General features: G+C 49.3%; 22 protein-coding genes and 1 tRNA gene. 15 read left to right on the top strand and 8 right to left on the bottom strand.

Going from position 1 to position 20,420, the window contains the following annotated elements:
- Position 1 precedes the first annotated feature (1 nt).
- The 3 genes from QW520_05975 to QW520_05965 form a co-directional block, all read right to left on the bottom strand.
- The gene (locus tag QW520_05975) at positions 2-850 is read right to left on the bottom strand and encodes an ABC transporter ATP-binding protein (protein ID MEM0449352.1); all 849 of its coding nucleotides are present in this window, start codon (positions 848-850) and stop codon (positions 2-4) included.
- Positions 828-2,186 carry a zinc ABC transporter substrate-binding protein gene (locus tag QW520_05970; protein MEM0449351.1) on the bottom strand — a complete coding sequence of 453 codons (1,359 nt, stop codon included), beginning with the start codon at positions 2,184-2,186 and terminating at the stop codon, positions 828-830. The genes QW520_05975 and QW520_05970 overlap by 23 nt, the downstream gene beginning before the upstream one ends.
- A 100-nt stretch (positions 2,187-2,286) precedes the next feature.
- Positions 2,287-3,654 (bottom strand): rhodanese-like domain-containing protein, encoded by a 1,368-nt coding sequence (locus QW520_05965; GenBank protein MEM0449350.1) that lies wholly within the window; start codon positions 3,652-3,654, stop codon positions 2,287-2,289.
- A gap of 119 nt (positions 3,655-3,773) precedes the next feature.
- On the opposite strand from QW520_05965, the gene QW520_05960 reads away from it, so the two are divergent.
- From QW520_05960 to QW520_05950, 3 genes are all read left to right on the top strand, one after another.
- Positions 3,774-4,781 (top strand): alpha/beta hydrolase, encoded by a 1,008-nt coding sequence (locus QW520_05960; GenBank protein MEM0449349.1) that lies wholly within the window; start codon positions 3,774-3,776, stop codon positions 4,779-4,781.
- Positions 4,778-6,187 carry a radical SAM protein gene (locus tag QW520_05955; GenBank protein ID MEM0449348.1) on the top strand — a complete coding sequence of 470 codons (1,410 nt, stop codon included), beginning with the start codon at positions 4,778-4,780 and terminating at the stop codon, positions 6,185-6,187. Before QW520_05960 ends, QW520_05955 begins: the two co-directional genes overlap by 4 nt.
- Before the next feature lie 69 nt (positions 6,188-6,256).
- Positions 6,257-6,766 (top strand): nitroreductase family protein, encoded by a 510-nt coding sequence (locus QW520_05950; protein MEM0449347.1) that lies wholly within the window; start codon positions 6,257-6,259, stop codon positions 6,764-6,766.
- Positions 6,767-6,768: 2 nt separating this feature from the next.
- On the opposite strand, the gene QW520_05945 is transcribed toward QW520_05950, so the two are convergent.
- Complete coding sequence (locus QW520_05945) at positions 6,769-7,155, bottom strand: YkgJ family cysteine cluster protein (protein MEM0449346.1); 387 nt, start codon at positions 7,153-7,155, stop codon at positions 6,769-6,771.
- Positions 7,156-7,246: 91 nt separating this feature from the next.
- Between QW520_05945 and heR the strand changes: the two genes are divergently transcribed.
- Positions 7,247-8,050 carry a heliorhodopsin HeR gene (heR, locus tag QW520_05940; protein MEM0449345.1) on the top strand — a complete coding sequence of 268 codons (804 nt, stop codon included), beginning with the start codon at positions 7,247-7,249 and terminating at the stop codon, positions 8,048-8,050.
- A 500-nt stretch (positions 8,051-8,550) separates the two neighbouring features.
- Positions 8,551-9,447, top strand: coding sequence for a glycosyltransferase (locus QW520_05935; protein MEM0449344.1), 897 nt, complete (start codon positions 8,551-8,553; stop codon positions 9,445-9,447).
- Between the two features lie 117 nt (positions 9,448-9,564).
- Here the strand turns inward: QW520_05935 and QW520_05930 are convergent, their stop codons facing one another.
- Complete coding sequence (locus QW520_05930) at positions 9,565-10,698, bottom strand: citrate/2-methylcitrate synthase (GenBank protein ID MEM0449343.1); 1,134 nt, start codon at positions 10,696-10,698, stop codon at positions 9,565-9,567.
- Positions 10,699-11,417: 719 nt separating this feature from the next.
- Here QW520_05930 and QW520_05925 point away from each other — a divergent pair.
- The 7 genes from QW520_05925 (at position 11,418) to QW520_05895 (ending at position 15,304) form a co-directional block, all read left to right on the top strand.
- The gene (locus QW520_05925) at positions 11,418-11,729 is read left to right on the top strand and encodes a DUF134 domain-containing protein (GenBank protein MEM0449342.1); all 312 of its coding nucleotides are present in this window, start codon (positions 11,418-11,420) and stop codon (positions 11,727-11,729) included.
- Positions 11,726-12,358 carry a helix-turn-helix domain-containing protein gene (locus QW520_05920; GenBank protein ID MEM0449341.1) on the top strand — a complete coding sequence of 211 codons (633 nt, stop codon included), beginning with the start codon at positions 11,726-11,728 and terminating at the stop codon, positions 12,356-12,358. Before QW520_05925 ends, QW520_05920 begins: the two co-directional genes overlap by 4 nt.
- A gap of 185 nt (positions 12,359-12,543) precedes the next feature.
- Entirely contained in the window at positions 12,544-12,825 is a 282-nt protein-coding gene (locus tag QW520_05915) for a hypothetical protein (GenBank protein MEM0449340.1), read from the top strand.
- Positions 12,764-13,186: a NifB/NifX family molybdenum-iron cluster-binding protein gene (locus QW520_05910; GenBank protein MEM0449339.1), complete on the top strand. Its 423-nt coding sequence runs from the start codon at positions 12,764-12,766 to the stop codon at positions 13,184-13,186. The genes QW520_05915 and QW520_05910 overlap by 62 nt, the downstream gene beginning before the upstream one ends.
- A 17-nt stretch (positions 13,187-13,203) precedes the next feature.
- Positions 13,204-13,560: a NifB/NifX family molybdenum-iron cluster-binding protein gene (locus QW520_05905; protein ID MEM0449338.1), complete on the top strand. Its 357-nt coding sequence runs from the start codon at positions 13,204-13,206 to the stop codon at positions 13,558-13,560.
- Positions 13,561-13,583: 23 nt separating this feature from the next.
- On the top strand, positions 13,584-14,423 hold the full coding sequence (locus QW520_05900; GenBank protein MEM0449337.1) for an ATP-binding protein: 840 nt from the start codon (positions 13,584-13,586) through the stop codon (positions 14,421-14,423).
- Positions 14,420-15,304: an ATP-binding protein gene (locus tag QW520_05895; protein ID MEM0449336.1), complete on the top strand. Its 885-nt coding sequence runs from the start codon at positions 14,420-14,422 to the stop codon at positions 15,302-15,304. The genes QW520_05900 and QW520_05895 overlap by 4 nt, the downstream gene beginning before the upstream one ends.
- Positions 15,305-16,287: 983 nt before the next feature.
- On the opposite strand, the gene QW520_05890 is transcribed toward QW520_05895, so the two are convergent.
- Both QW520_05890 and QW520_05885 read right to left on the bottom strand, forming a co-directional pair.
- Positions 16,288-16,374 (bottom strand) — tRNA-Leu (locus QW520_05890).
- Positions 16,375-16,573: 199 nt separating this feature from the next.
- Positions 16,574-17,917: a cyclic 2,3-diphosphoglycerate synthase gene (locus tag QW520_05885; protein ID MEM0449335.1), complete on the bottom strand. Its 1,344-nt coding sequence runs from the start codon at positions 17,915-17,917 to the stop codon at positions 16,574-16,576.
- 137 nt (positions 17,918-18,054) lie between these two features.
- Here QW520_05885 and QW520_05880 point away from each other — a divergent pair, with 137 nt between their 5' ends.
- The 3 genes from QW520_05880 to QW520_05870 are packed head-to-tail and all read left to right on the top strand — an operon-like array spanning position 18,055 to position 19,536.
- A complete protein-coding gene (locus QW520_05880) occupies positions 18,055-18,504 on the top strand; it encodes a hypothetical protein (protein ID MEM0449334.1) in 450 nt (149 codons plus the stop codon).
- 44 nt (positions 18,505-18,548) lie between these two features.
- A complete protein-coding gene (locus tag QW520_05875; GenBank protein MEM0449333.1) occupies positions 18,549-18,740 on the top strand; it encodes a CooT family nickel-binding protein in 192 nt (63 codons plus the stop codon).
- A gap of 1 nt (position 18,741) precedes the next feature.
- Positions 18,742-19,536, top strand: a complete 795-nt coding sequence (locus QW520_05870) for an AAA family ATPase (GenBank protein MEM0449332.1) — start codon at positions 18,742-18,744, stop codon at positions 19,534-19,536.
- A 57-nt stretch (positions 19,537-19,593) separates the two neighbouring features.
- On the opposite strand, the gene QW520_05865 is transcribed toward QW520_05870, so the two are convergent.
- Positions 19,594-20,418: an ABC transporter permease gene (locus tag QW520_05865; GenBank protein MEM0449331.1), complete on the bottom strand. Its 825-nt coding sequence runs from the start codon at positions 20,416-20,418 to the stop codon at positions 19,594-19,596.
- Between the last annotated feature and the right edge of the window lie 2 nt (positions 20,419-20,420).

The raw sequence follows: 20,420 nt of genomic DNA, 5'->3' as shown, positions 1-20,420 counted from the left end.
TTCAGGTCCCTCCAAGATCCTTACCTTTTAACTCATTTCTGAACCCGACGCATGCATCGTGATCTCGATGAAAGATGAAAGTGAAGTGCTCGCCGTATGCCTCTCTCAGGATCTCAGAAGGGTCGAGTTCTGGGGTTAAAGGCGCGTAGTGCAATTGGCGATTGATCACAGCTAGTTTGTTTGCCTGACATATAACGCCTGATAGATCATGCGAGACAGTCAATACCGTAACGTTTTGTTCTTTACGGAGATAGCGTAGGATGTTATGAAAATGGTCCTGCATGCATGCGTCCAGGCCCGATGTGGCCTCGTCCAGTATCAATAGTTTCGGTTTCCTTACAAGTGCTTTGGCGATGAATATTCTTTGCTTCTGCCCTCCGGATAGGTCGCTTATTTTCCTATCCGCCACGTTAATCAAGCCAACGAGATCGATAGCCCAATCCACCTCTTCCTTCTGCGCATGAGTCAATGGCCTACCCAGTCGATGGCGATTTATCAGCCCCAATGAAACTATCTCCCTTACCGTGGCAGGAAAGATCGGATCGAACTGAATGGCATTCTGTGCTACATACCCAATCCAATGGAAATCCTTGAATCTTTTAAGATCCACGCCGAAGAGCCGGATCTCACCAGATTCAATAGGGATGTTGCCTAATATGGCGTTAAGAAAGGTGGTTTTCCCGCCTCCATTCGGTCCCACGATGCCCAGTACATCTCCCTTGTCCACCCGGACTGAGACCCTGTCCAAGATAGTCAAACCGTTGATTCGGACGGTGACGTCGTTGACCTCTACGACGCTTTCCACCAGCTCTCTTCCTCCCGAGTCGTTACAATGTAACTTCCAAGCCAATCTTTAAACTTTCCAGGTTTGCATACATGATGCCAAAGTAATCAAGACTAGAATGAATGCCTTTTCTTCCATGAAGGCCATCCAATATTAGAATGCTGGCCCCAGTCTCTCGAGAGATAGTCTCCATCACAGCATCTGAATAGACAGGCTCGGAGAATACGTAGCGAAGGCCTAAATCTCTAACCAAGGCAGTAAGTCTCATGAGATCGGTCGGGCTAGGTTGTTGGTCGGCAGATATGCCGATAGCGCCATAGGCTTGGAATCCATAGCGCATGGCTAAGTAATTAAAGCCCTCATGAGTGGTCACTATAGCATTCTTGGTTCTGTTGCGAAGGCCCAACTGGAAATCCATATGCAGCTTGTCCAATCTCTCTCCCAACCGAGCAGCGTTGTCTGCATAATAAGTGGAGTTGTCAGGATCCGCGCGCTGAAAAGCACTTAATATGTTGAGAACTTGCACCTTGGCACTCAATGGATCGAGCCAGAAATGCGGATCATTAATTCCATGAAGGTGGTCCTCAGGCTCCGTCTCGTGCTCTTCCATTTTCAAAATGACCGCCTCAAACTCAGAAAGGGGGGTCGGTCCAATCTTAAGCGTATAAAGTTCCCCCTTTTTAAAGCTGAAAACCGCAGAGCTAGCGAATTGAGGATACCAGCTTACAGGCCCGCTTTCTTTCTCAGGCTCTATAGGTGACCCAGAACAGTTTGACAATGTGAAGTTGACCGTGCTTGTGAGGAAGAATCTGAAATCTCCATCTTTATTAGCACGAATCTTCAGATAACCTCCTTTAGCTCCTTCAAAATCAAGCAGCGCTACACTAATAACCGTCGAATTAGATTCAATTAAAGAGGCCTCATCTGTTGATTTGCTAGCGCTGATCTCTAAGCCAGGAGCTGTCTCGAGAAGGCGCAGGGCTTCATCGTAAGCCTTTTTTTCCTCATCGGAGGGTAAGAGAGAGACACCCACGCTAGTATCCACTAACTCAAGATTCGGATTGCTTGCGCTCGCCAATATATCTTCCATCCAAGGCTCAAAGCCAACCCCGTTGAAAATGAGAATGTCAGCCCGGCTCAATTTAATGATGTCAGATGGAGATGGCTCCCACGAATGTGGCTCGACGTTATCTGGAATCAACATATGCACTTCAGCGCGGTCGCCCGCCACCTCACTGGCAAAAAAATAAAGAGGATAGAAGGTGGCCACAACCTGAAGCTTATGAGATGGATTTCCTGGGGGAGCAATAAGCATAAATGCTAAAGCGCCAGCTACGATCAGAACAGCGATTATTAGTATTGACAGAAACTTTTGAGAAATGTTATACGTTTTCTTCGACATCGCCCTCTCGCGACAAGGCTACTATTATTAACATTTATATGATTTATTATTAAGATATACAAATATCGTTCCCCCATTCTTAATAATTCATAATCCTGGCCTATTTTTCCTTGATAGGGTAGCCCGCCGCCTTCCACGCTCCCAATCCGCCCAGCACGTTATAAACCTCATCAAAGCCGTGATTGCGCAGCATGACCGCTGCCATTGCGCCTCTGAAGCCGGCGCTGCATATGCATACCTTCTTCATCATTTGCGGAATCTCAGCCAGTCTAGATTCAAGCTCCCCCACGAATATGTGCTTAGTGCCAGGTATATGAGAGACTTCTCGCTCGTGCCTGGGCCGGGGATCTATGAACAATGAATTGCCCTGCTTCCACCATTCATTGGCTTGCTTCACGTTTATGGTTGGTAGGGTCTCATATGTTAACCCTTCTCGGCACCATTGCGCCATCCCTCCATGGAGGTACCCTATGATATTATCATATCCTATTCGGACAAGGATCCGAACCGCTCTCTCTAGCTCCTCTTTACTATCTAAAACGAGCAATATGGGGCGGTCATAGGGGAGCAACCAACCTCCATAAAGGGGCAGGCCGTCGAGCCATATGCTTGTCGCTCCTTTGATATAGGCACCCGCCACGCTATGCGGCATCCTGGTGTCCAAAACCATCGTATCATTTTCCTGGGCCTCCTTGAATTCCTTTGGTGACAAAGGAGGTGGCGAAGGTAGCCTTTGTAAAGGGGCGTGTTTGCGCAAGTTTAGTGTTTCCATCCTTCTGAAATACGGGGGCCGATCCAATTGTTCTTCCATTTTCAGCCGCACGAAATCTTCCTCTGAAAGGTTAAGCATCGGATTATTCTTTTTCTCCAAACCTATGGTGCTAAAGGGTCTTTCGCTTATGTCCCCTCCGCAAACAGATCCAGCTCCATGCCCTGGCAGGACCATGCATCCATCGCCTAAGGGAATGATCTTCTCATGAATGCTCGTGAACAGATGGCGGGATAGCCGCTCCCTCTTTTCTGGACCGGGCAGATCGGTGCGCCCTACGTTGCCCACGAACAGAGTATCGCCGGTGAATACTGCCACGGCATCTTCTCCCGAGGAACGGTCAAAGAGTGCATAGCACATGCTTTCTTCCGTGTGGCCAGGAGTGTGAATAGCCATTATCTCTAGGGAGCCGAGGCGCAGTTTCTCGCCGTCCTGGGCTATGCCACCATAATCCCAATCCAATCCCGGTCCATGAAGCACTTCAGCTCCAGTGCTCTCCATGAGCTCCATGGAGCCAATCACATAATCCTCGTTACGGTGCGTCTCTAGGACGCGGGTAATTCGCGCTTCTTCCTTCGCAGCTAACTCAAGATACACATCCACATCCCTGCGTGGATCCACTACCAAGGCATCTGTCCCATCAATCAACAAATACGAAAAGTGAGCCAGTCCCTCCGACTCTATCCTATGAAGCTGCAAGAATACACCCCTTAAGACTAATCACATACACGAATTCGCATAGATTTGCATTCTTTGGCTAATAAACTTGGCGATTTCACGAGGGCAGATTGAAATGCCTTCATTACCTTGCCCTCTCTGTGAACCTTCTTTGGGTGTTATTCAGTTTGCCAATTATCTTTGGGATTCTTTTCCTTCTCTCTTGTCTCGTGCTGGCATTGAATAAGCGCGCTATGCCCCCACCATGTGCTTTCGTGCAGACCAAATGGGGAAAGGTTCACTACTGCGAGAGAGGTGAGGGAGCACCCGTGATCATGCTTCATGGCAGCAACGGCTCCCTCTATGATTACAAGCTGTCCATAATGGACGCTCTCGCTAAAGAATTCAGAGTTATAGCCATAGACAGGCCCGGCCATGGCCACACGCCAAGAATCTTTTGGGGGAGAGACACTTGCTCTTGGCAGGGGGAATTGATCAAAGAGGCATGGAAGCAGCTAGGAGTGAACAGGCCCATCTTGGTGGGTCATTCCTCAGCTGCTGCGGTTGTTTTGGATTTAGCCATCAGATGTCCGCAGGATATCTCAGGGGTGGTGCTCTTATCGGGGGTGGTCCATTGCTTTGAAGGCGATCAAGTGCCAGTCATAAGCATATTCAACGCTTTGAATAGAAGGCTACTCGGTACTTTTTTGATCTGGACTCTCATATTGCCAGTAGGAAGATTATTGGGGCAGAGACTGTTAAGGTTCACCTTCGCCCCTGATGCCGCGCCGCATCAATATCGGCAAGTAGGTCTCGCCCTGGCCCTTCGACCCAGCTCTCTCAAGGCTGAGGCCGAAGATTTAAAGTGTCTCATTGCCACCCTGAGTGCGATTGAGACAAGATACAGCGATATCAAAGTGCCTTTGGTATTGGTAGTGGGAGAGGATGATCGAATTGTGCCTCCAGAAGGGCAAAGCCTTCGTCTTCACCAAGAGGTGAAAGGATCTGAGCTCATCCTCCTGAAGCGCACAGGTCACATGCCCATGTTTACCCAACCTCAGGCAGTAATGGAGGCGGTGAGAAAGGTGAAGATAAAGGTCGATGAGCTGTCGAGGGAGAAGATTGATGGGATTGTGCAGCATCTTCACCTTATGGAGGATAGAGAGTGAAAGTGCTGTTGTCCACCCCTCCGGGGAGGACGACCGAGAAATGGCCTCCGCTCGGTCTTCTCTATTTGGCCTCTAATTTACGCAAAGAGCGTGATGATGAGGTGGTGGTATGTGACGCTTTCTGTGCTGACTGGGATAGAAGCGAACTCTTAAGCAGAATAATTCAGGAGAAGCCAGACGTTATAGGATTGAGCTGCTCAACACACACCTTCCTCAAAGCCATCGCAGTTTTGGAGAAAGTGAGAGAAGCGCTTCCCCAGAGCATCATTCTCATGGGGGGCTATCATGCCACCTTTGCTACTGAGAGTATCCTGAGAAGCTATCCTTTCATAGACTATATCCTCCGTGGCGAGGCTGAGCACTCGCTGGTATCCCTATTGGACAGCTTGGACAAAGGGGACGAGCCTAAGACAGTGCAAGGAATTTGCTATATGAAAAAAGGGGAGTTGGTGAAGAGGCCGATATGTCTTGTGGAGGACCTTGACTCTCTTCCCTTTCCCGACCGGAGCGCACTTGTTGGTATAAGATATGGGTATACGCACCAAGGGATACCATTGACCTTCGGGAAATTCACCACCATTTCCTCATCCAGGGGCTGTCCTTTTCGTTGCTCTTACTGCTCCTGTGCTGCCTTCTCTTTGAACAGATGGAGGCCGCGCAGTGCCGAGAATGTGGTACAAGAATTGGAGGAAATTTATTCTGATGGCTTTGAAAGCTGCGTTTTTGTCGATGATAACTTCACCCATGACAAAAGGCGAGTGATGCGCATATGCGAACTGATCAAGAAAAGAAGGATCCGCCTCCGCATGTACTGCGAAGGAAGGGTGGACTCGGCCTCGAAAGAACTTCTACTCACCATGAAAAAGGCTGGCTTCGATGTGATTTATTTCGGGGCTGAGAGTGCGTCCCAATCCACGTTGGATTATTTCAATAAGCATATAACCCCGGAGAAGACCGCCCAGGCTATCGCCAATGCTAAGGAATCTGGAATGCTGGTAATAACGTCCTTCATCTTTGGCGCGCCAGTAGAGAAAGATGAGGACCTCATCACCACTCTCAACTTCATAAGGGAAGTACGGCCACATGCCATACAAGTAAACATACTTGATTGTCTGCCAGGGACGAAGATATGGGATGAGATGAGCCAACACGGATTCATTCGCCCAGATGACTGGAAGAGCAATCATCGCATCTATGAATATGAGTGCGCGCGCTCTAAGCAGGAGTTGCAGGACCTTGTTAATTCAGCTTACTCTGAATGGCTGAAAGGGTGGTGGAGTGGAAGAGGAGTGAAGGAGTTTTTTTCAACCTTGCTCCGTAATCATACCGCCAGACGTATAGTCTTCAGCAACATCCTGAATCGTAATGTCCGCACTCAGATAAGGAGAGGCATGAAGCCTTTCTGAAGTGCATTTTCGCGCTAATCACTATGTACGGGCAATAGATTTTCTAATCGGACTTGCAATAATCATTCGATGAACACTTTAGAAGCCATTAGCACAAGAAGGAGCTGTCGCAGCTTCTCTAATAGGCCAATCCCACCAGAGATAATAGATAAGCTGGTGAGGGCGGCCATGCAGGCACCCTCCGCTGGCAACCAACAACCTTGGCATTTTCTGATCGTGACCGAACGAAAGATGCTGGATGCGATCGTAGATGTTAATCCGAATGCCAAGATGTGCCTGGAGGCGCAGGCTGCCATTTTAGTGTGTGGCGACACCAGCAAGGAGAGATATCCTGGCTTTTGGCCCCAGGATTGCTCCGCGGCGGCCCAGAATCTGCTCTTGGCCGCCCATGAAATGGGACTTGGGGCAGTATGGACAGGGGTCTATCCTATCGAGGAAAGGATCAAGGGGGTGCGTAAGCTGTTCAAGCTTCCCGATGAAATCGTGCCTCTATGCTTGATACCTTTGGGATATCCAGCGAAGCCATTGCCACAGGTAGACCGCTTTCGTCCCGAACGGGTGCATATGAATGGATGGTAGGCTCAGACCGGCTTACCTTTCCTCAGCGCAGCCTCATGATCAATAACGCGCAAATGCCTTCTCAGCAGCTCCCCTTTCCTTAATATCTCATCTTTTCCGACTGAGGAAGCGACGGAGCAGAAGTCGTCAACAAAGACTTCTCCGTCCAGATCGCAATTCACCGGGTATATTTCGCATCCAAGAGGTCGTGAGGGATACACTGCACATTCGTTGTTACCTAAAAGGAAATAGCATCTTCCTTTTACATTCCTCAATCTGAGAATGCCATCTTTATCGCTCTCGCAGAAGTCCTTCCTGGAATAGCCTAATGCCTCCAATCTATGTACATCCTCCTCTGAAAGTTCCATCCTGGTTTCGTAGCAGCACTTCCCGCATCGAGCGCATTTCATCTGCAGCGACCTCTAATCAACTCCTTAGTTCAGATAGCATTTATCCAAACCGATATATACACTGAGTTTCAAATCTTCGTCAGGGATTCATATGACAGAAACGGCAGGAGAAAGTAAACAAATAGCGGATCCAAAGGATCCTAAATACCTTAAGTTGAAAAAATGGAACTTGGTGATGGGCACCCTGCATCTCATACAAGGCCTGATTATGCTTCTTTTCACCAAGGAGGTCTGGGTTCCCATTACGACTAATTTCTTTAAGTTCCAGGAGGGCATCGGACCGATACCTAATCAGCAGACGATGTTCGAGGTGCCCTTGGGGCCGATGATCGCCCTCTTCATGTTCATGTCAGCTATTGCCCACTACTCTGTCTCTACTTTCGGTTATAAATGGTATGTCCAGAACCTGAGCAAGGGAATGAACCCAGCCAGATGGTATGAGTACGCCATTTCCTCCTCTTTGATGATAGTCATTATAGCCATACTCAGCGGACTCAATGATGCCGCGGCCCTCCTGCTTCTTATAGGGTGCAATGCATCCATGAATCTATTCGGCTACTCCATGGAGTTGCAGAACCAATACACCACTAAAACAAGCTGGATCAACTTCTATTTCGGATCCATCGCCGGCGCCATCGCTTGGATAGCCGTGCTCATGTATTTCTTCGGAGCGGCTCTGGAGAACTTCGACAACATACCGAATTTCGTTTACGTGGCCACGGCCTTCCTGGTCTTCTTCTGGATAACCTTCCCCCTGAACATGATCCTGCAGTACCGCAAGAAGGGGAGATGGAAGGATTATTTAGTTGGCGAAAGAGGATATATCATCCTTAGCCTGGTATCCAAGTCGATACTGGCATGGACCCTGTTCTTCGGTATCCAAGCTAGGGCATGACGCAGATAGAAGAGGCAAACCCATTACCTTTTTTTCAATATATTTTCAAACATTTTTTGAACCGATCTGTGCGCCTATCTTTACTATGCTGCCCACCCCCCCCCATAGATTTAAGGCTTCTCTGCTAAGCTATCTTCTTTTAATATAGAATCAATTGAAGATTTCGTGATTTTGTATGAGCATTGAAAATGATGCTTATATTCAATAAGGAAGCGGAGCGGGCTCTAGACTCGAACACTCCCAAGCCATAATAATATAAATCGACGAATGCCAAAAGACACAAGATATCATTTTGATACCCCAAGCACTTTTTGGTAAATTTCATATGAAAGAGCTTAGCCAAAGGATTATAAGAAGCGCTTACTATCTGTTGTTTCTAATTTCCGTGATTTCGATCCTTGAGGTTGAATTCGTATTGATATCCTTCGTGGCTATTGGACCGATAAATGAAACGTTTTGATCATATCAAAATTTAAAAACGACACCATGATTCCAGTCCGATGGCTAGCTCCGAAGAAGGCTCTGAGCCGTTGGTCTCCGTGATAATACCAGCCTATGATCGCCCCAAGCTCTTGGAGAAGGCCATTGCCAGCGTGTTAGCTCAGACCTATCAGCGATGGGAATTGCTGATTGTGGAGGACGGCTCCCCAGTCGATCTCACGTCAACTGTTAGGATGTTTTCCGACCCTAGAATCCAACATTTACGTCAAAAGGAGAACCAAGGGGTGGCGGCAGCAAGGAATCGAGGCGCGAATGTTGCCAAAGGAGAATACATCGCCTTCCTTGATAGCGACGATGAATGGAAGCCCCAGAAGCTGGCAAGACAGCTCTCATATTTACGTGCGAAAGGTCCGGAGTTTAACTTCTCATACACCCTGAGAGAGGTCGTGGATGATACTGGTGCCGTGATTTCGGACTATAATAAACATGAGGAGGAGGGCGATTTGAGAGAGGTGATCGCCTGGCCAGCTGTCCTGGGGACACCTTCTTCCTGGTTGATACGGCGCCAGCTCTTCCTGGAAATGGGCGGTTTCGACGAAAGCTTAAAATACGCTGAGGATTGGGAGTTCAGCATCCGATTGGCTAAAGTCACCATGATCGCCTGTCTCAGAGAGAGATTGACAGTCATGCGAGAGCATTCGGGAGAAAGGCTCTCTAAAGGTCTAGAGAATAAACCTCATGTGGCCACATCGCTCATCGCCATTCATGATCGCCATCTCGAAGTCTTCGAAAAGAGCCCCAAGGCCCACGCCGAGCTTCTTCGACGAATCAGCTATTATCTTCGAATCAATGGCGACTTAAGAGGTTCAAGGAAGTACGCTATTAAGGCCCTCACGACAAGGCCCTCAATAGAATCCATGAAATTTTTGGCTAAGGCATTAATAGGAGGAGGATGAAAAACAGATACGCATTAAATTGAAGCAACTCTTTTAATCGATGATGTGCGGGAGTTGAGCATCGTCCTTATGGATTTTTGCTTTCCTGGTTGTTCCTTTCATTCAACTGGTGTGAACTCACCTCTGTTCTATTGGCACGAAAGGCCTTCCGAATTCGCCCACATATTTGGAAGAGGGGCGGAGGAGCACCGCATCCTCATATTGCTCTATCACATGCGCCACCCATCCAGATATTCGACTGCAGCAGAAGAAAGGAGTGAAGAACTCCTTGGGCACTCCTAGCGCGTCCATGGCCGCCGCAGCGTAGAAGTCCAGATTGGGGTAAATTTTCTTTCGCTCAAGGACTATTTGCTCGATCTTGATGCATTTATTATAAAGACTCATCGTCCTCTCTTGATGACAGAGGTTCTCCACGATGAGCCTGAGATGCTTGGTACGGGGATCCTCAGCTTTATAGACGCGATGCCCGAACCCCATTATCTTCTTGTTATCGTCCAGCAGTCCCTGGATATACTCGTTAACATGCTCCTCCAGCCCAATATCATCCAGCATCTCCATGACTTTCTCGCTGGCACCTCCATGGAGGGGTCCCTTCAGCGTTCCTATAGCAGAAGTGACGGCGGAATACATGTCGGAGTTGGTGCTTGCCGTAACGCGAGCGGCGAAGGTAGAGGCGTTGAAGCCATGGTCAGCGTGGAGTATCATGAGCCGATGCAATACGTCCGCTTCGGCCTTATTGGGAAGGGAACCTTTGAACATATAGAGGAAGTTCTCCACGAAACTCAGATCCTTCCTCGGCTCAGGAACATCCAGTCCCTGGCGAGCCCGATGCAAAGTGGCCACGATAGTGGGGACTTGAGCTATCAGCCGCACCGCCTTCCTAAGATTAGCGGGCATGGACAGATCGTTGCTCTCTGGATCGTATTCTCCCAGGCGTGAGACCTCGGTCCTGAGGACGTCCATAGGCTTACATCGCATTGGCGTCCTCCTAATGCTGTCAACTATGGCCTCTGGCAGCCTCATGTTTTCGATGAGTTCAGAACTGAACCGCTCTAGCTCATCCATTCTCGGAAGCCTTTTATGCAAGAAAAGGAAGGCTACCTCGGCGTATCGAACACGACCTACTAAGTCGTCGATGTTATAGCCGAGATAATAGAGGTATCCATTTGGATCCACATAGCTAAGCCTTGTCTCCGCAGCTGGGACATCCCTGAGGCCGCGCACCACCGCCTTCTCTTCTTGCTCTCCCATCTTGATTCACCACATGCTCAATGCAAACAACCTCATCCTTTCGCTCTCTGAACCTAAATCGACTCGTGAAAGCCCATGCCGGAGGCTTCTGTACCAGAAAAGAGAGGATTCCGTAAAGCCTTTTTCCCTTACAAGAACCGACCTTTTAAAAACCGACTGTTCAAACATATTCATCTCTAATATTCAAATTTCCTAGAGCAGGCAATAAGTAGTTGTTTTATCAAGCCGCTTTTGATGTAAACTCAGAGGATATGAAGGGTAGAATGAAGTATGGGAGAAGAAGTTGGCACGGTACGGAATATGGAGAAAGTGCTAGATGAATCATGTTTCAATATGAAATCAATTGTTGGATGTTATGCGTAATCATCGATATGTGAACTTTTATTTTAAAATTATTTATATTTTTTTATCACTTGATTATATTAAAAAATAATATTTTACGGAGCTATTATAAATTATTTAAATTCTATTATAAAAGTAAGTTTGCAGGTCATCCAGTTAAAAAATTATTATTCCATCTTCTGTGACAAGGAGAACATTCCGAACTCGCATTATATATCTTCAACTCAATGATTGAAAATGTCTGAAAGGAAATGATACCTTGAATGCATTGACAAATTTTCTTCAATGTCAGTTGAAAGGAGCGCACAGGAAATATCTCGTTCCAGGCCACCTAAAGTCCCTAAAGTTTTTTATAATGAATAAATATTCATAATTCGATGCCCAGGCCAAAAAGATGCCGTCGCATCTCATGCGGACAGCCACATGAGTTGTTCAAACCGCATGGGATACCGTGGAGGGATCTAGAACAGGTCATGATGGGTGTGGATGAGCTAGAGGCGGTGCGATTGGCAGACTTGGAGATGCTAAATCAGCTGGAGGCGGCCGAGCGAATGGGCGTCTCCCAGCCCACATTCTCTCGCATACTTGCCTCGGGAAGACGGAAAATGGCGGAGGCGGTCATCCATGGCAAGGCCCTGCGAATAATCCCACAGCGATTTACCACTCCTAACGAGGAGGTGATCAGATGAGACTGGCGACCTTGACATTGAAATGCAAAGACAATTGGGTAGCCAAGTTCTCCAAGATCACGGGAATGAAGGTCGAGATAGAGAGATGTATCCCCAAACATGGTAACAAAGGCCAGGGTCTTCTAAAGATCCATGGACCAGAGGATATGACGCAGGAAGAGGTAGAGAGGAAGCTAGGCTCAATCCTACCTGGTTGCTCGACGAAATTGATGATGGTTAGCCCAGGTCATTGGCTTGGTACGACAGAGGTGCCATTTTGTCAATTATGTCAGGCTCTTTCCAAAACCAACTGTATCCTTGAATCCGCTAGATCCGGGCAGGAAGGGGAGATAGAATGGTCCGTGATCGCCCCTGACGCTTCTGCACTTACATGCTTGGTGAAAGAGTTGAGCGAATCGGGATGTCAAGTAAAGGTGAAGAAAGTTGTCCGGCTAAAGGATGCACGAGGCTTGACAGGAAGGCAGAGTCACGCCCTGCGCATGGCCTACGATCTAGGTTACTTCGATATCCCAAGAAAAATAAACTTGGACCAATTGGCAAAGAGAATGGAGATATCGAAACCATCGCTGGACATAATTCTCCGTCGAGCCCAACGTAAGCTTGTTGAAGAGCAGATGGCTTCCCTATGAATGATTTTTTATCAAAGCCGGCACACGACTAACTTGTTAGCCGTCAAAAACTTGGCCTTCTGAAAACGTGTGCTATTCGATGAGTATGAATCCCATCATGAGAGGTTGGTTCCGGTCTACGTCAAAAGAAGCTGTTGCTGATATTTTGAATTTAGGGAAACTTGCCTTTATGTGCGTATGTTTTGGTGCTGGACCCGGTTGGCGCCCTGGCCGTGCTTGGTCCGCAGAGGAAAGGTCGCAAGCGGGATGTCAGCGCGAGTTCATATGTGCCAACTGCGGGCATGTATGGAGCGTGCCATTCGGCACAGGCCGTCCCGCCTCCTGCCCTGCTTGCAAATCCACATCTTTCCATCGAAATGATGCGGGCTTCGGTCGGGGCCGATGCCGCGGTCCATTCGGGAGAAGATGAGAGAGATGAAGCTTGCCATATGCTCAAAGGGCCCCAGCCTCGACGACTCTGTGGATGACAGGTTCGGACGCTGCAGATACCTTCTATTGGTGGAGAATGGAAAGGTCGAGCGTGTTGTCAAAGACCCTTCCTCCGAGCAAAGCTGTGGTGCGGGGGTGCGCACGGCGCAGATCGTGGTAGAGAACGGCGCCACCGCGGTCTTGGGGGGTAAGCCCGGACCTAATGCTATGCGAATCCTCAGAGAATCAGGCATAGAGGTCTTCATAGCCAAATCCATGAGCGGGAAAGAGGCTCTAATAGCCTTTGAGAAAGGGCTTCTCATAAGATGTGAAGAACGAGAATATAGCGCCGAGGATGTGGTGATGCACGGGTTCTCGAGTGAAAGAGCCAGTTACAGAACCAATCGAATAGAGAACTGAGGCGGGAGGAGGAGAGGATGAAAGTATGCGTGCCTTCCATGGGCACTAGCATCAATGACGATATTTGCCAGCATTTCGGTCGCGCTCCATATTACCTAATAGTTGATACGGAAGATGGTTCTCTTGATGTTCTTGAGAATAGGGGAGAGCATGCAGGAGGAGTCGGCAAGCCCCCAGAGCATATCGCAAAGCGAGGAGTTCAAGTAATGATCTGCTCTAGTCTCGGCCCTAAGGCAATCCAGATGTTGGAGAATTTCAACATTCGCACCTATGTTGGGGCTTGCGGCACCATCAATCAAGCTATAAGACAGTGGAAGGAGGGTAAGCTCCGACCCGCGGATGTCCACAGTGCCTGCAAGGAACATAGGCATTGAATCCTGATGCTATGAGGAAAAGATTGCGAATAGCAGTCGCCAGCGGCAAGGGTGGCACAGGTAAGACTCTGGTCTCGACCAATCTCTCTGCAGCTGCTAGGAGTTGGCTGGTTGACCTTGACGTGGAGGCCCCCAACTGCCATCTATTCCCTTTTTCTGGGCAGGAAACGGTCCAAAGCATTCATCGCCCCGTCCCTTATGTCTCCCAGGAAGATTGCAGTTCTTGCGGGAAATGTGCATCCTTTTGCCGCTTCGGCGCCGTTATGCACATCAAGGGACAAGTAAAGTTCAGAGAGGAAGCTTGCCATAGCTGCGGGGCTTGCATGGATCTTTGCCCTCGAAAAGCCATCCTGATGCGAGAGAGAAAGATAGGAGAGCTGGTCTATTTAGCGGGAATCCATAGGAGCCTCGTTTATGGTTTGATGAGGATCGGGGAGCCATCCACGGTGCCTCTTATCCGTGCTGTGAAAGAGAGAATCCCTGAAAATGTGAATGCGGTGTTGGACTGCCCTCCTGGTGTGGGCTGTGGCGTGACCGAAGCCCTGAGCGGCGCTGATGTCTGCCTATTGGTCACTGAACCGACGCCTTTCGGAATGCATGATCTTGGTTTGGCCATCAAACTCGTGAGAAAAATGGGCATTCCCGCCCTCTTGCTCCTCAACAAGGTTGGACTGCGGGATAAGGACGCGAGTGAATATCTCGAGTATCTGGACAAGTTTGATTTGGAAATCGCCGCAAGCCTGCCTTTTAGCCGCTTCATAGCCGAGAAATATTCGAAGGGTGAGCTCCTAATTGAGGAGCCGAGGTGGAAGGAGCTATTCTCGAGACTATGGGAAAAGTGCCTGGAGGTTGCAGATAAATGAAGGAACTCGTGATCCTAAGCGGCAAAGGGGGGACGGGCAAGACAGTCATAGCTGCCAGCTTGATAAAGATACAGCCGTCTGTCGTGGCGGCAGATTGCGATCTTGACGCTCCGAACCTAGACCTTCTTTTCAATTCCCGCGAATTATCAAGGGCGCCGTTGATTATGCAGAGAGCATTCATTAGGACAGATTCTTGTGATGGCTGCGGAATATGCGCCTCTCATTGTAGATTCCAAGCCATCGCGATGGTAAAAAAAGGGAAGAATAGATACGCTAAAATCGACCTCGATAGATGTGAAGGTTGCGGATTATGCAGTCATCTTTGCCCACAAACGGCGATAGAGCTAAGAGGGCAAGACATCGGTGAGAGGTTTCTGTCCAAAATAGATAATGGCTGGCTATCCCATGGCAATCTGGAACCACCTGCAGAGAATGTAGGGAAATTTGCTATGGAGATAAAGAATGCTGCTAGGGACAAAGCCATCGAAGAAAGTATCCCGCTGTTGATAGTCGACGGACCCCCGGGGATTGCCTGTACTGCTATAGCCACTCTATCTGGAGCAGATCTCTGCCTGCTGGTTACAGAGCCGACGGCTAGCGGAGCACACGACATGGAAAGAGTTGCAGCTTTGGCTAAGAGGATGAGTGTCCCGACTGCCTTGGTCATCAATCGATTCGACCTCAATCCGAAGAAGGCCGATGAGATAGAGAGAAGAGCTAAAGATTTGCAAATCGAAGTGGTGAGTAAGGTACCTTTTTGCGAGATGGTATATGATAGCCTTGCCAACGGGAAGCCCGTTGTTGACCTCTTCCCAGACTCCGTATTTAGTAGATGCATGAGAAAAATTGACGGTTATATCCACAACGTTCTTTTAATGTAGGGGGCACGGCGTGAAACTTTTCCAGATGTTTTCAACATTTGAGATATAACCAGAACCCATGAGAAGTCGAGTAGAAGTCGAGGCTTGAGTTTTCTTGTTTTCAAAGCCAGGAATAGCGAGTCATAAAATTATGACTTATGCTTTAGAAAATAAAAAATGAGACAGAAATGCTCGATTATTCAGCTTACGAAACGTTCACACAAGATACTTTGATTCAGGGTTAAAGACCTTGAAACTTTGCAAAAAATCAGAAGAGACACTCCCCCACCTTCTGTGGAAAATCCAGCATGCACATAAGAGCTTCTATGAGAAACAAGCGCGTATAGAACTCTAGCTTGCGTTCCAATACATTCCATTTCCGGTAAATTATTTGACAGTGGGCGGTTGGCGTATCCAGGAATACACGGTAGCTGCCATCGGGGTTGAACGTCAGGCTTATGGAATCGACTTTTTGCGGCGCACCATCCTTGAAAAGTCATGTGGATGTCCAAGTATGGCATAGCGAGGAGGCCGCAAACACATTCTCATCCAGAACGGATATAACCAATAGGAGAACAAAGCTCATGAATCCGATAATGACAAACAACAGCGCCGACACAACCCAGCCTCGCTTCAAGGATATCGTCAGCATATTTGGCTCTAATTGGTCAGAGTTCACATCGTTATCTCGGTAAGCTAGGACCTGAGGCCCTGATTATGGATGCAGGGAAGTTGGTTTGGGTTGAAGGGGGTCTTCAGAGCGTATCAAGCGCATAAAAGAAGCGTAGGTCCATCACACTGTTATCGCAGCGCTTGCAATATTTCTTACCTGCTCTCGACGGTGAGTCGTATCAACTGCAATTAGCAGATTTCTCCATCCAACCCAATTGCTAAGCCTTCTTTCCACTTAATATCTAATCTACATTTTGTTAAATGTTGAAAACATACCCACCGTGTGAAGAACTGTGCATGCAAATATGGTTTCCCGAACTAAGGCCAAAAATTGGTGCGGGGGGAGCGATTTGAACGCTCGAACCACTAAGGACAGGATCTTAAGTCCTGCGCCGTTGGCCATGCTTGGCTACCCCCGCATACTCTCCCCACATGAACGGTTTCCTATTTCATTTATTCTGAAGTTATAAGGATTAAGAGAGTGGAAAGCAAAGGGGAAGATAAGAGTAAGAGCTGCTGCTCTACAATAATAGTCAAGATTCAACGGCATATGCTGAATATGAGGAGCGCCAATAAACAATATTCATGGACCTCATTACTCGACGACAAGTGAGAGCCCTACCTGCTAGCTCGGAGATTTAGCTTGTCGCCCATGTGCATGTTCAATATCTCTTCCAAGTTCGGATGCCCTATCTCCTCCAGCTCATAACGCACCCGAACCACTGGTTTGTTGACCTTGATGACCCTCCGCAAATCCACTGGGGTCCCTGAGACAACGACGTCACAGTTGGCGCGGTTTATAGTTTCCTCCAACTCCCTCACCTGTTCCTGCCCGTAGCCCATGGCAGGCAGAAGATTCCTCAGATGGGGATATTTGGCGAAGGTCTCAGCGATGGAGCCCACGGCATAAGGCCTGGGATCCACCAGCTCCAGAGCGCCAAAGTCCTCTGCCGCTATCGTCCCTGCACCATAAGTCATCTCCCCGTGGGTAAGGGTGGGGCCGTCCTCTACCACCAGCACTCTTTTTCCCCTTATCATGGAGGGGTCATCCACCGAGATAGGGGAGGCGGCCTCTATCACCAACGCCTTTGGATTGAGCAGGTTCACAGTCTCCCTGACCTTCAATATGTCCTGCCGGTCCGCGGTCTGAACTTTATTTATTATGATCACATCCGCCCTCCGCACATTGGCCTCTCCAGGGTGATACAGCAATTCATGGCCAGGACGGTGCGGATCGGCCACCACTATGTAAAGATCGGAGGCGTAGAAGGACATGTCGTTGTTGCCTCCATCCCAGACTATGACATCCGCTTCCTTTTCCGCCTCCCTCAGGATGTGCTCGTAGTCCACGCCCGCATAGACCACTATGCCGTTATCTATTAGAGGCTCATACTCCTCCCGCTCCTCTATCGTGCAGTCATGATTGTCCAGATCATCATAGGAAGCGAATCTTTGTATAGCCTGCCTCGCTAGGTCGCCATAGGGCATGGGATGGCGCACAGCCACCACCCTCAAGCCTTTGGAGCGCAGCAAGCGGCATATCTTGCGCGTGGTCTGACTCTTGCCTGAGCCAGTGCGCACGGCGCAAACGGAGATGACTGGCACTATGGACTTTAAAACGATGCGAGAGTTCCCCATCAGGCGGAAGTCCGCTCCATGGGCTAGCACTAATGAGGCCTTGTGCATTAGGTCAATGTGGGAAATATCGGAATAGGCAAATACCACTTGCTCCACGCCGTGCTCTCTTATCAGGTCTACAAGTTCCTCCTCTGGCCTGATGGGTATACCATCAGGGTATAATCTTCCCGCTAGCTCAGCGGGATATTTCCTATCCTCTATGTTCGGTATCTGCGCTGCGGTGAATGCCACCACCTCATAGCGATCGTTGTCGCGGAAGAAAGTGTTGAAATTGTGAAAGTCCCTCCCTGCCGCACCCATGATTATAACCTTGCATCTTCTCATCGACTCACCGCCAAAAGATTGCCGGGGCGGCTATAAGTGCATTTTGAGAATCCTCACTTGCTTCTGCGGCCTATTACATCCAGGACTCTGATATATATAAGGAAAATTATCTGTATTCTAAAATGTATCGAGGGCCGATGAGCTACAAGATACCCAAGGCGGACATCTTGGCCCTGGCCATAAAGGAGGCTCTCCGAGAGCAAAGGACGGTGGACTCCCAGGCCAAGCTGGCTGAGCTCGTAAACCTCAGGCTGAGACGGATAGACCCATCTTATGCCGTCTCGGAAGAGAGGGTTAGGCGTGTGGCCTTGGGTAGCAGGCTCGCAAAGGTAGAGATACAGACGCGCGAGATCGAGGAGAGGAGCCGTAAGTCACCTTGCCCAGTATGCGGCAGGAAGCGCATGCAGCGCATCCAGAACAGGACCATATTCGATGGGAAGGTGACGCTTGGCTATCGCTGTCGGTTCTGCGGCTATTGGACGGGGGTAAGGAGGAAGGTACCCACGCGCTACATATTCAATGCTGAGGATGCGGAGCCGGCGTATGTGCAACAGGCGCGCCAGGACCCGGCCCAGACAAAGCTCTGAATTTTTCACAAGGATTAAGTATCATTGGTCCACGTCAGCGTTTCATGTGCGAATCCATCGTCTTCCTGGAGCAGAAGGGAGAGGTAAAGGAGATGTTGAGAGACGTTGCCAGGATAGTCTCTGAGGGCCACGATGTCATATGTACCAGCATCATAGGTGAAAGGGTGGTGCTGGAACGGGTGCGCTTCAAGGAGGCAAATTTTCTCAGTCATGGCATCGTCTTCGAGAGGGAGTGAAATGGCATTGAAGATCGCTGTCTCAGGAAAAGGAGGTGTGGGCAAGACCACCGTAGTGGCGCTTCTCGCCAGAATGTTAGCTAGGGAGGGTGTCAAGGTGCTAGCAGTGGACGCGGATCCTTCACCTTCGTTAGCAGTGGCAGTAGGCATACCTCCTCTAGAGAGGGAGAAGATGAGACCTCTCTCCACTATGCTAGATCTGATAGAAGAGAGGACTGGCGTTAGACCAGGCAGCGGGCCTGGAGGCATGTTTAGGATGAATCCGAAGGTGAGTGACCTCACAGAAACGCTGTCCGTCGAAGGACCGGATAAGGTGGAGGTGCTCGTCTTAGGGACTATACGCCATGCTGGTGAAGGATGCTTCTGCCCCGAGTCGACATTGCTGCGCCGCGTCATGGACCACCTGCTGTTGGAGGAGGATGAGATAGTCCTCATGGACATGGAAGCGGGCTTAGAGCACTTAGGTAGAGGGACGGCACGCGCTGTGGACGTCATGCTCATCGTGGTGGAGCCTGGTGCGAGAGCGCTAGAGGCTGCCGCCTCTATCCTGAAGCTGGCGAAGGAACTGGGCATCATGAGGGTGGCAGCAGTGGCCAATAAAGTCTCCTCGTCCAAGGAGATGGAAGAGGTAGCCCGACGGCTTGAAGAGATGGGCCTCGAGCTTTTAGCCGTAATCCCCCGCAATGACCATCTAACCAGGGCAGATCTGGAGGGGATGGCAATATTCGACATGGAAGGAATCGAGGATGTGAAGCAGGCAGTATCCCAATTAAAGCAGAAACTCATAAAAAGATGAAGGGGAAGTATTAGAGCAGCTCTACATGCATTTTCCTTTATGTTACCATGATTTAACTCAATCCAACAACCTCTTGGCCGAGACCACCGTCACGCCGATCATGAACGAGGCGAAGGCGAGGAGCATGAGAACCTCTTGCCACACGGGGAAGATAGGGTTGGTATTATGGAAGGCGAATGTCCTGCACGCATCCGCAGCCCAGGTCAGAGGATTCACCTTGGCTACGCCTTGAAGCCAGCTGGGCATCAGGCTGAGGGGGAGAAGGGCAGCGGAGGCGAACATCACGGGAAGATTGAGGAGGTTGATGAGGCCGAACAGGGTGTCCTGGTTCTCGACCGCGAGTGCCACGGTGATGAAGATGCAGGCGAAGCCTGTGGCTAGGAGTATTAACACCGCCACTATGCCTAGAAAATCCAACACATTGAAGCTAGGGCTGAGGGACAAGCCCACCAGCCCGGGAACATAAGCGAACCCCAACGCGATCAAGAGCACGATGAGCGCTTGTATCACGGCTCTGGTCACCGCCGAATTCATGCGCGATATGGGCACCACGCCTCGGGGGATGGGCGACACCCTCAGCTTGGTCAGGAAGCCGAACCTGCGGTCCCAAACCAAGGACATACCTGCGAACATGGTGGTGAAGAGCGCGATCACAGCCAGCATACCCGTGGCTAGATATGAGAAGTAATCCGGCGCGCCTGATAGCAGCAGAGCAGGATCGAAGCCAGGAATGCCAGGAGGGACAAGGTTAGTGATGTTGAAGGACTGGCCAAAGAGTCCCAGCCACACGATAGGTTGGATGAGCGCCATAAAAATCTGTATTTTTATGCGATACCAATGCTTCATCTCCCTGACGTACAGAGCCCACATCTCTCGCAACATGC

The organism is Methanomassiliicoccales archaeon (genome assembly GCA_038740345.1).
GTDB lineage: Archaea > Thermoplasmatota > Thermoplasmata > Methanomassiliicoccales > UBA472 > JAJRAN01.
The sequence above is the reverse complement of the archived record's forward strand: the minus strand, read 5'-3'. Positions and strand labels throughout refer to the sequence as shown.

What these genes read in the sequence shown, in the direction of transcription:
- QW520_05970 (MEM0449351.1), bottom strand. Translation starts at nt 2,186, where the DNA reads ATGTCGAAGAAAACGTATAACATTTCTCAAAAGTTTCTGTCAATACTA.
- QW520_05950 (MEM0449347.1), top strand. Translation starts at nt 6,257, where the DNA reads ATGAACACTTTAGAAGCCATTAGCACAAGAAGGAGCTGTCGCAGCTTC.
- QW520_05945 (MEM0449346.1), bottom strand. Translation starts at nt 7,155, where the DNA reads ATGAAATGCGCTCGATGCGGGAAGTGCTGCTACGAAACCAGGATGGAA.
- heR (MEM0449345.1), top strand. Translation starts at nt 7,247, where the DNA reads ATGACAGAAACGGCAGGAGAAAGTAAACAAATAGCGGATCCAAAGGAT.
- QW520_05935 (MEM0449344.1), top strand. Translation starts at nt 8,551, where the DNA reads ATGGCTAGCTCCGAAGAAGGCTCTGAGCCGTTGGTCTCCGTGATAATA.
- QW520_05930 (MEM0449343.1), bottom strand. Translation starts at nt 10,698, where the DNA reads ATGGGAGAGCAAGAAGAGAAGGCGGTGGTGCGCGGCCTCAGGGATGTC.
- QW520_05925 (MEM0449342.1), top strand. Translation starts at nt 11,418, where the DNA reads ATGCCCAGGCCAAAAAGATGCCGTCGCATCTCATGCGGACAGCCACAT.
- QW520_05920 (MEM0449341.1), top strand. Translation starts at nt 11,726, where the DNA reads ATGAGACTGGCGACCTTGACATTGAAATGCAAAGACAATTGGGTAGCC.
- QW520_05910 (MEM0449339.1), top strand. Translation starts at nt 12,764, where the DNA reads ATGAGAGAGATGAAGCTTGCCATATGCTCAAAGGGCCCCAGCCTCGAC.
- QW520_05905 (MEM0449338.1), top strand. Translation starts at nt 13,204, where the DNA reads ATGAAAGTATGCGTGCCTTCCATGGGCACTAGCATCAATGACGATATT.
- QW520_05895 (MEM0449336.1), top strand. Translation starts at nt 14,420, where the DNA reads ATGAAGGAACTCGTGATCCTAAGCGGCAAAGGGGGGACGGGCAAGACA.
- QW520_05885 (MEM0449335.1), bottom strand. Translation starts at nt 17,917, where the DNA reads ATGAGAAGATGCAAGGTTATAATCATGGGTGCGGCAGGGAGGGACTTT.
- QW520_05880 (MEM0449334.1), top strand. Translation starts at nt 18,055, where the DNA reads ATGAGCTACAAGATACCCAAGGCGGACATCTTGGCCCTGGCCATAAAG.
- QW520_05875 (MEM0449333.1), top strand. Translation starts at nt 18,549, where the DNA reads ATGTGCGAATCCATCGTCTTCCTGGAGCAGAAGGGAGAGGTAAAGGAG.
- QW520_05870 (MEM0449332.1), top strand. Translation starts at nt 18,742, where the DNA reads ATGGCATTGAAGATCGCTGTCTCAGGAAAAGGAGGTGTGGGCAAGACC.
- QW520_05865 (MEM0449331.1), bottom strand. Translation starts at nt 20,418, where the DNA reads ATGTTGCGAGAGATGTGGGCTCTGTACGTCAGGGAGATGAAGCATTGG.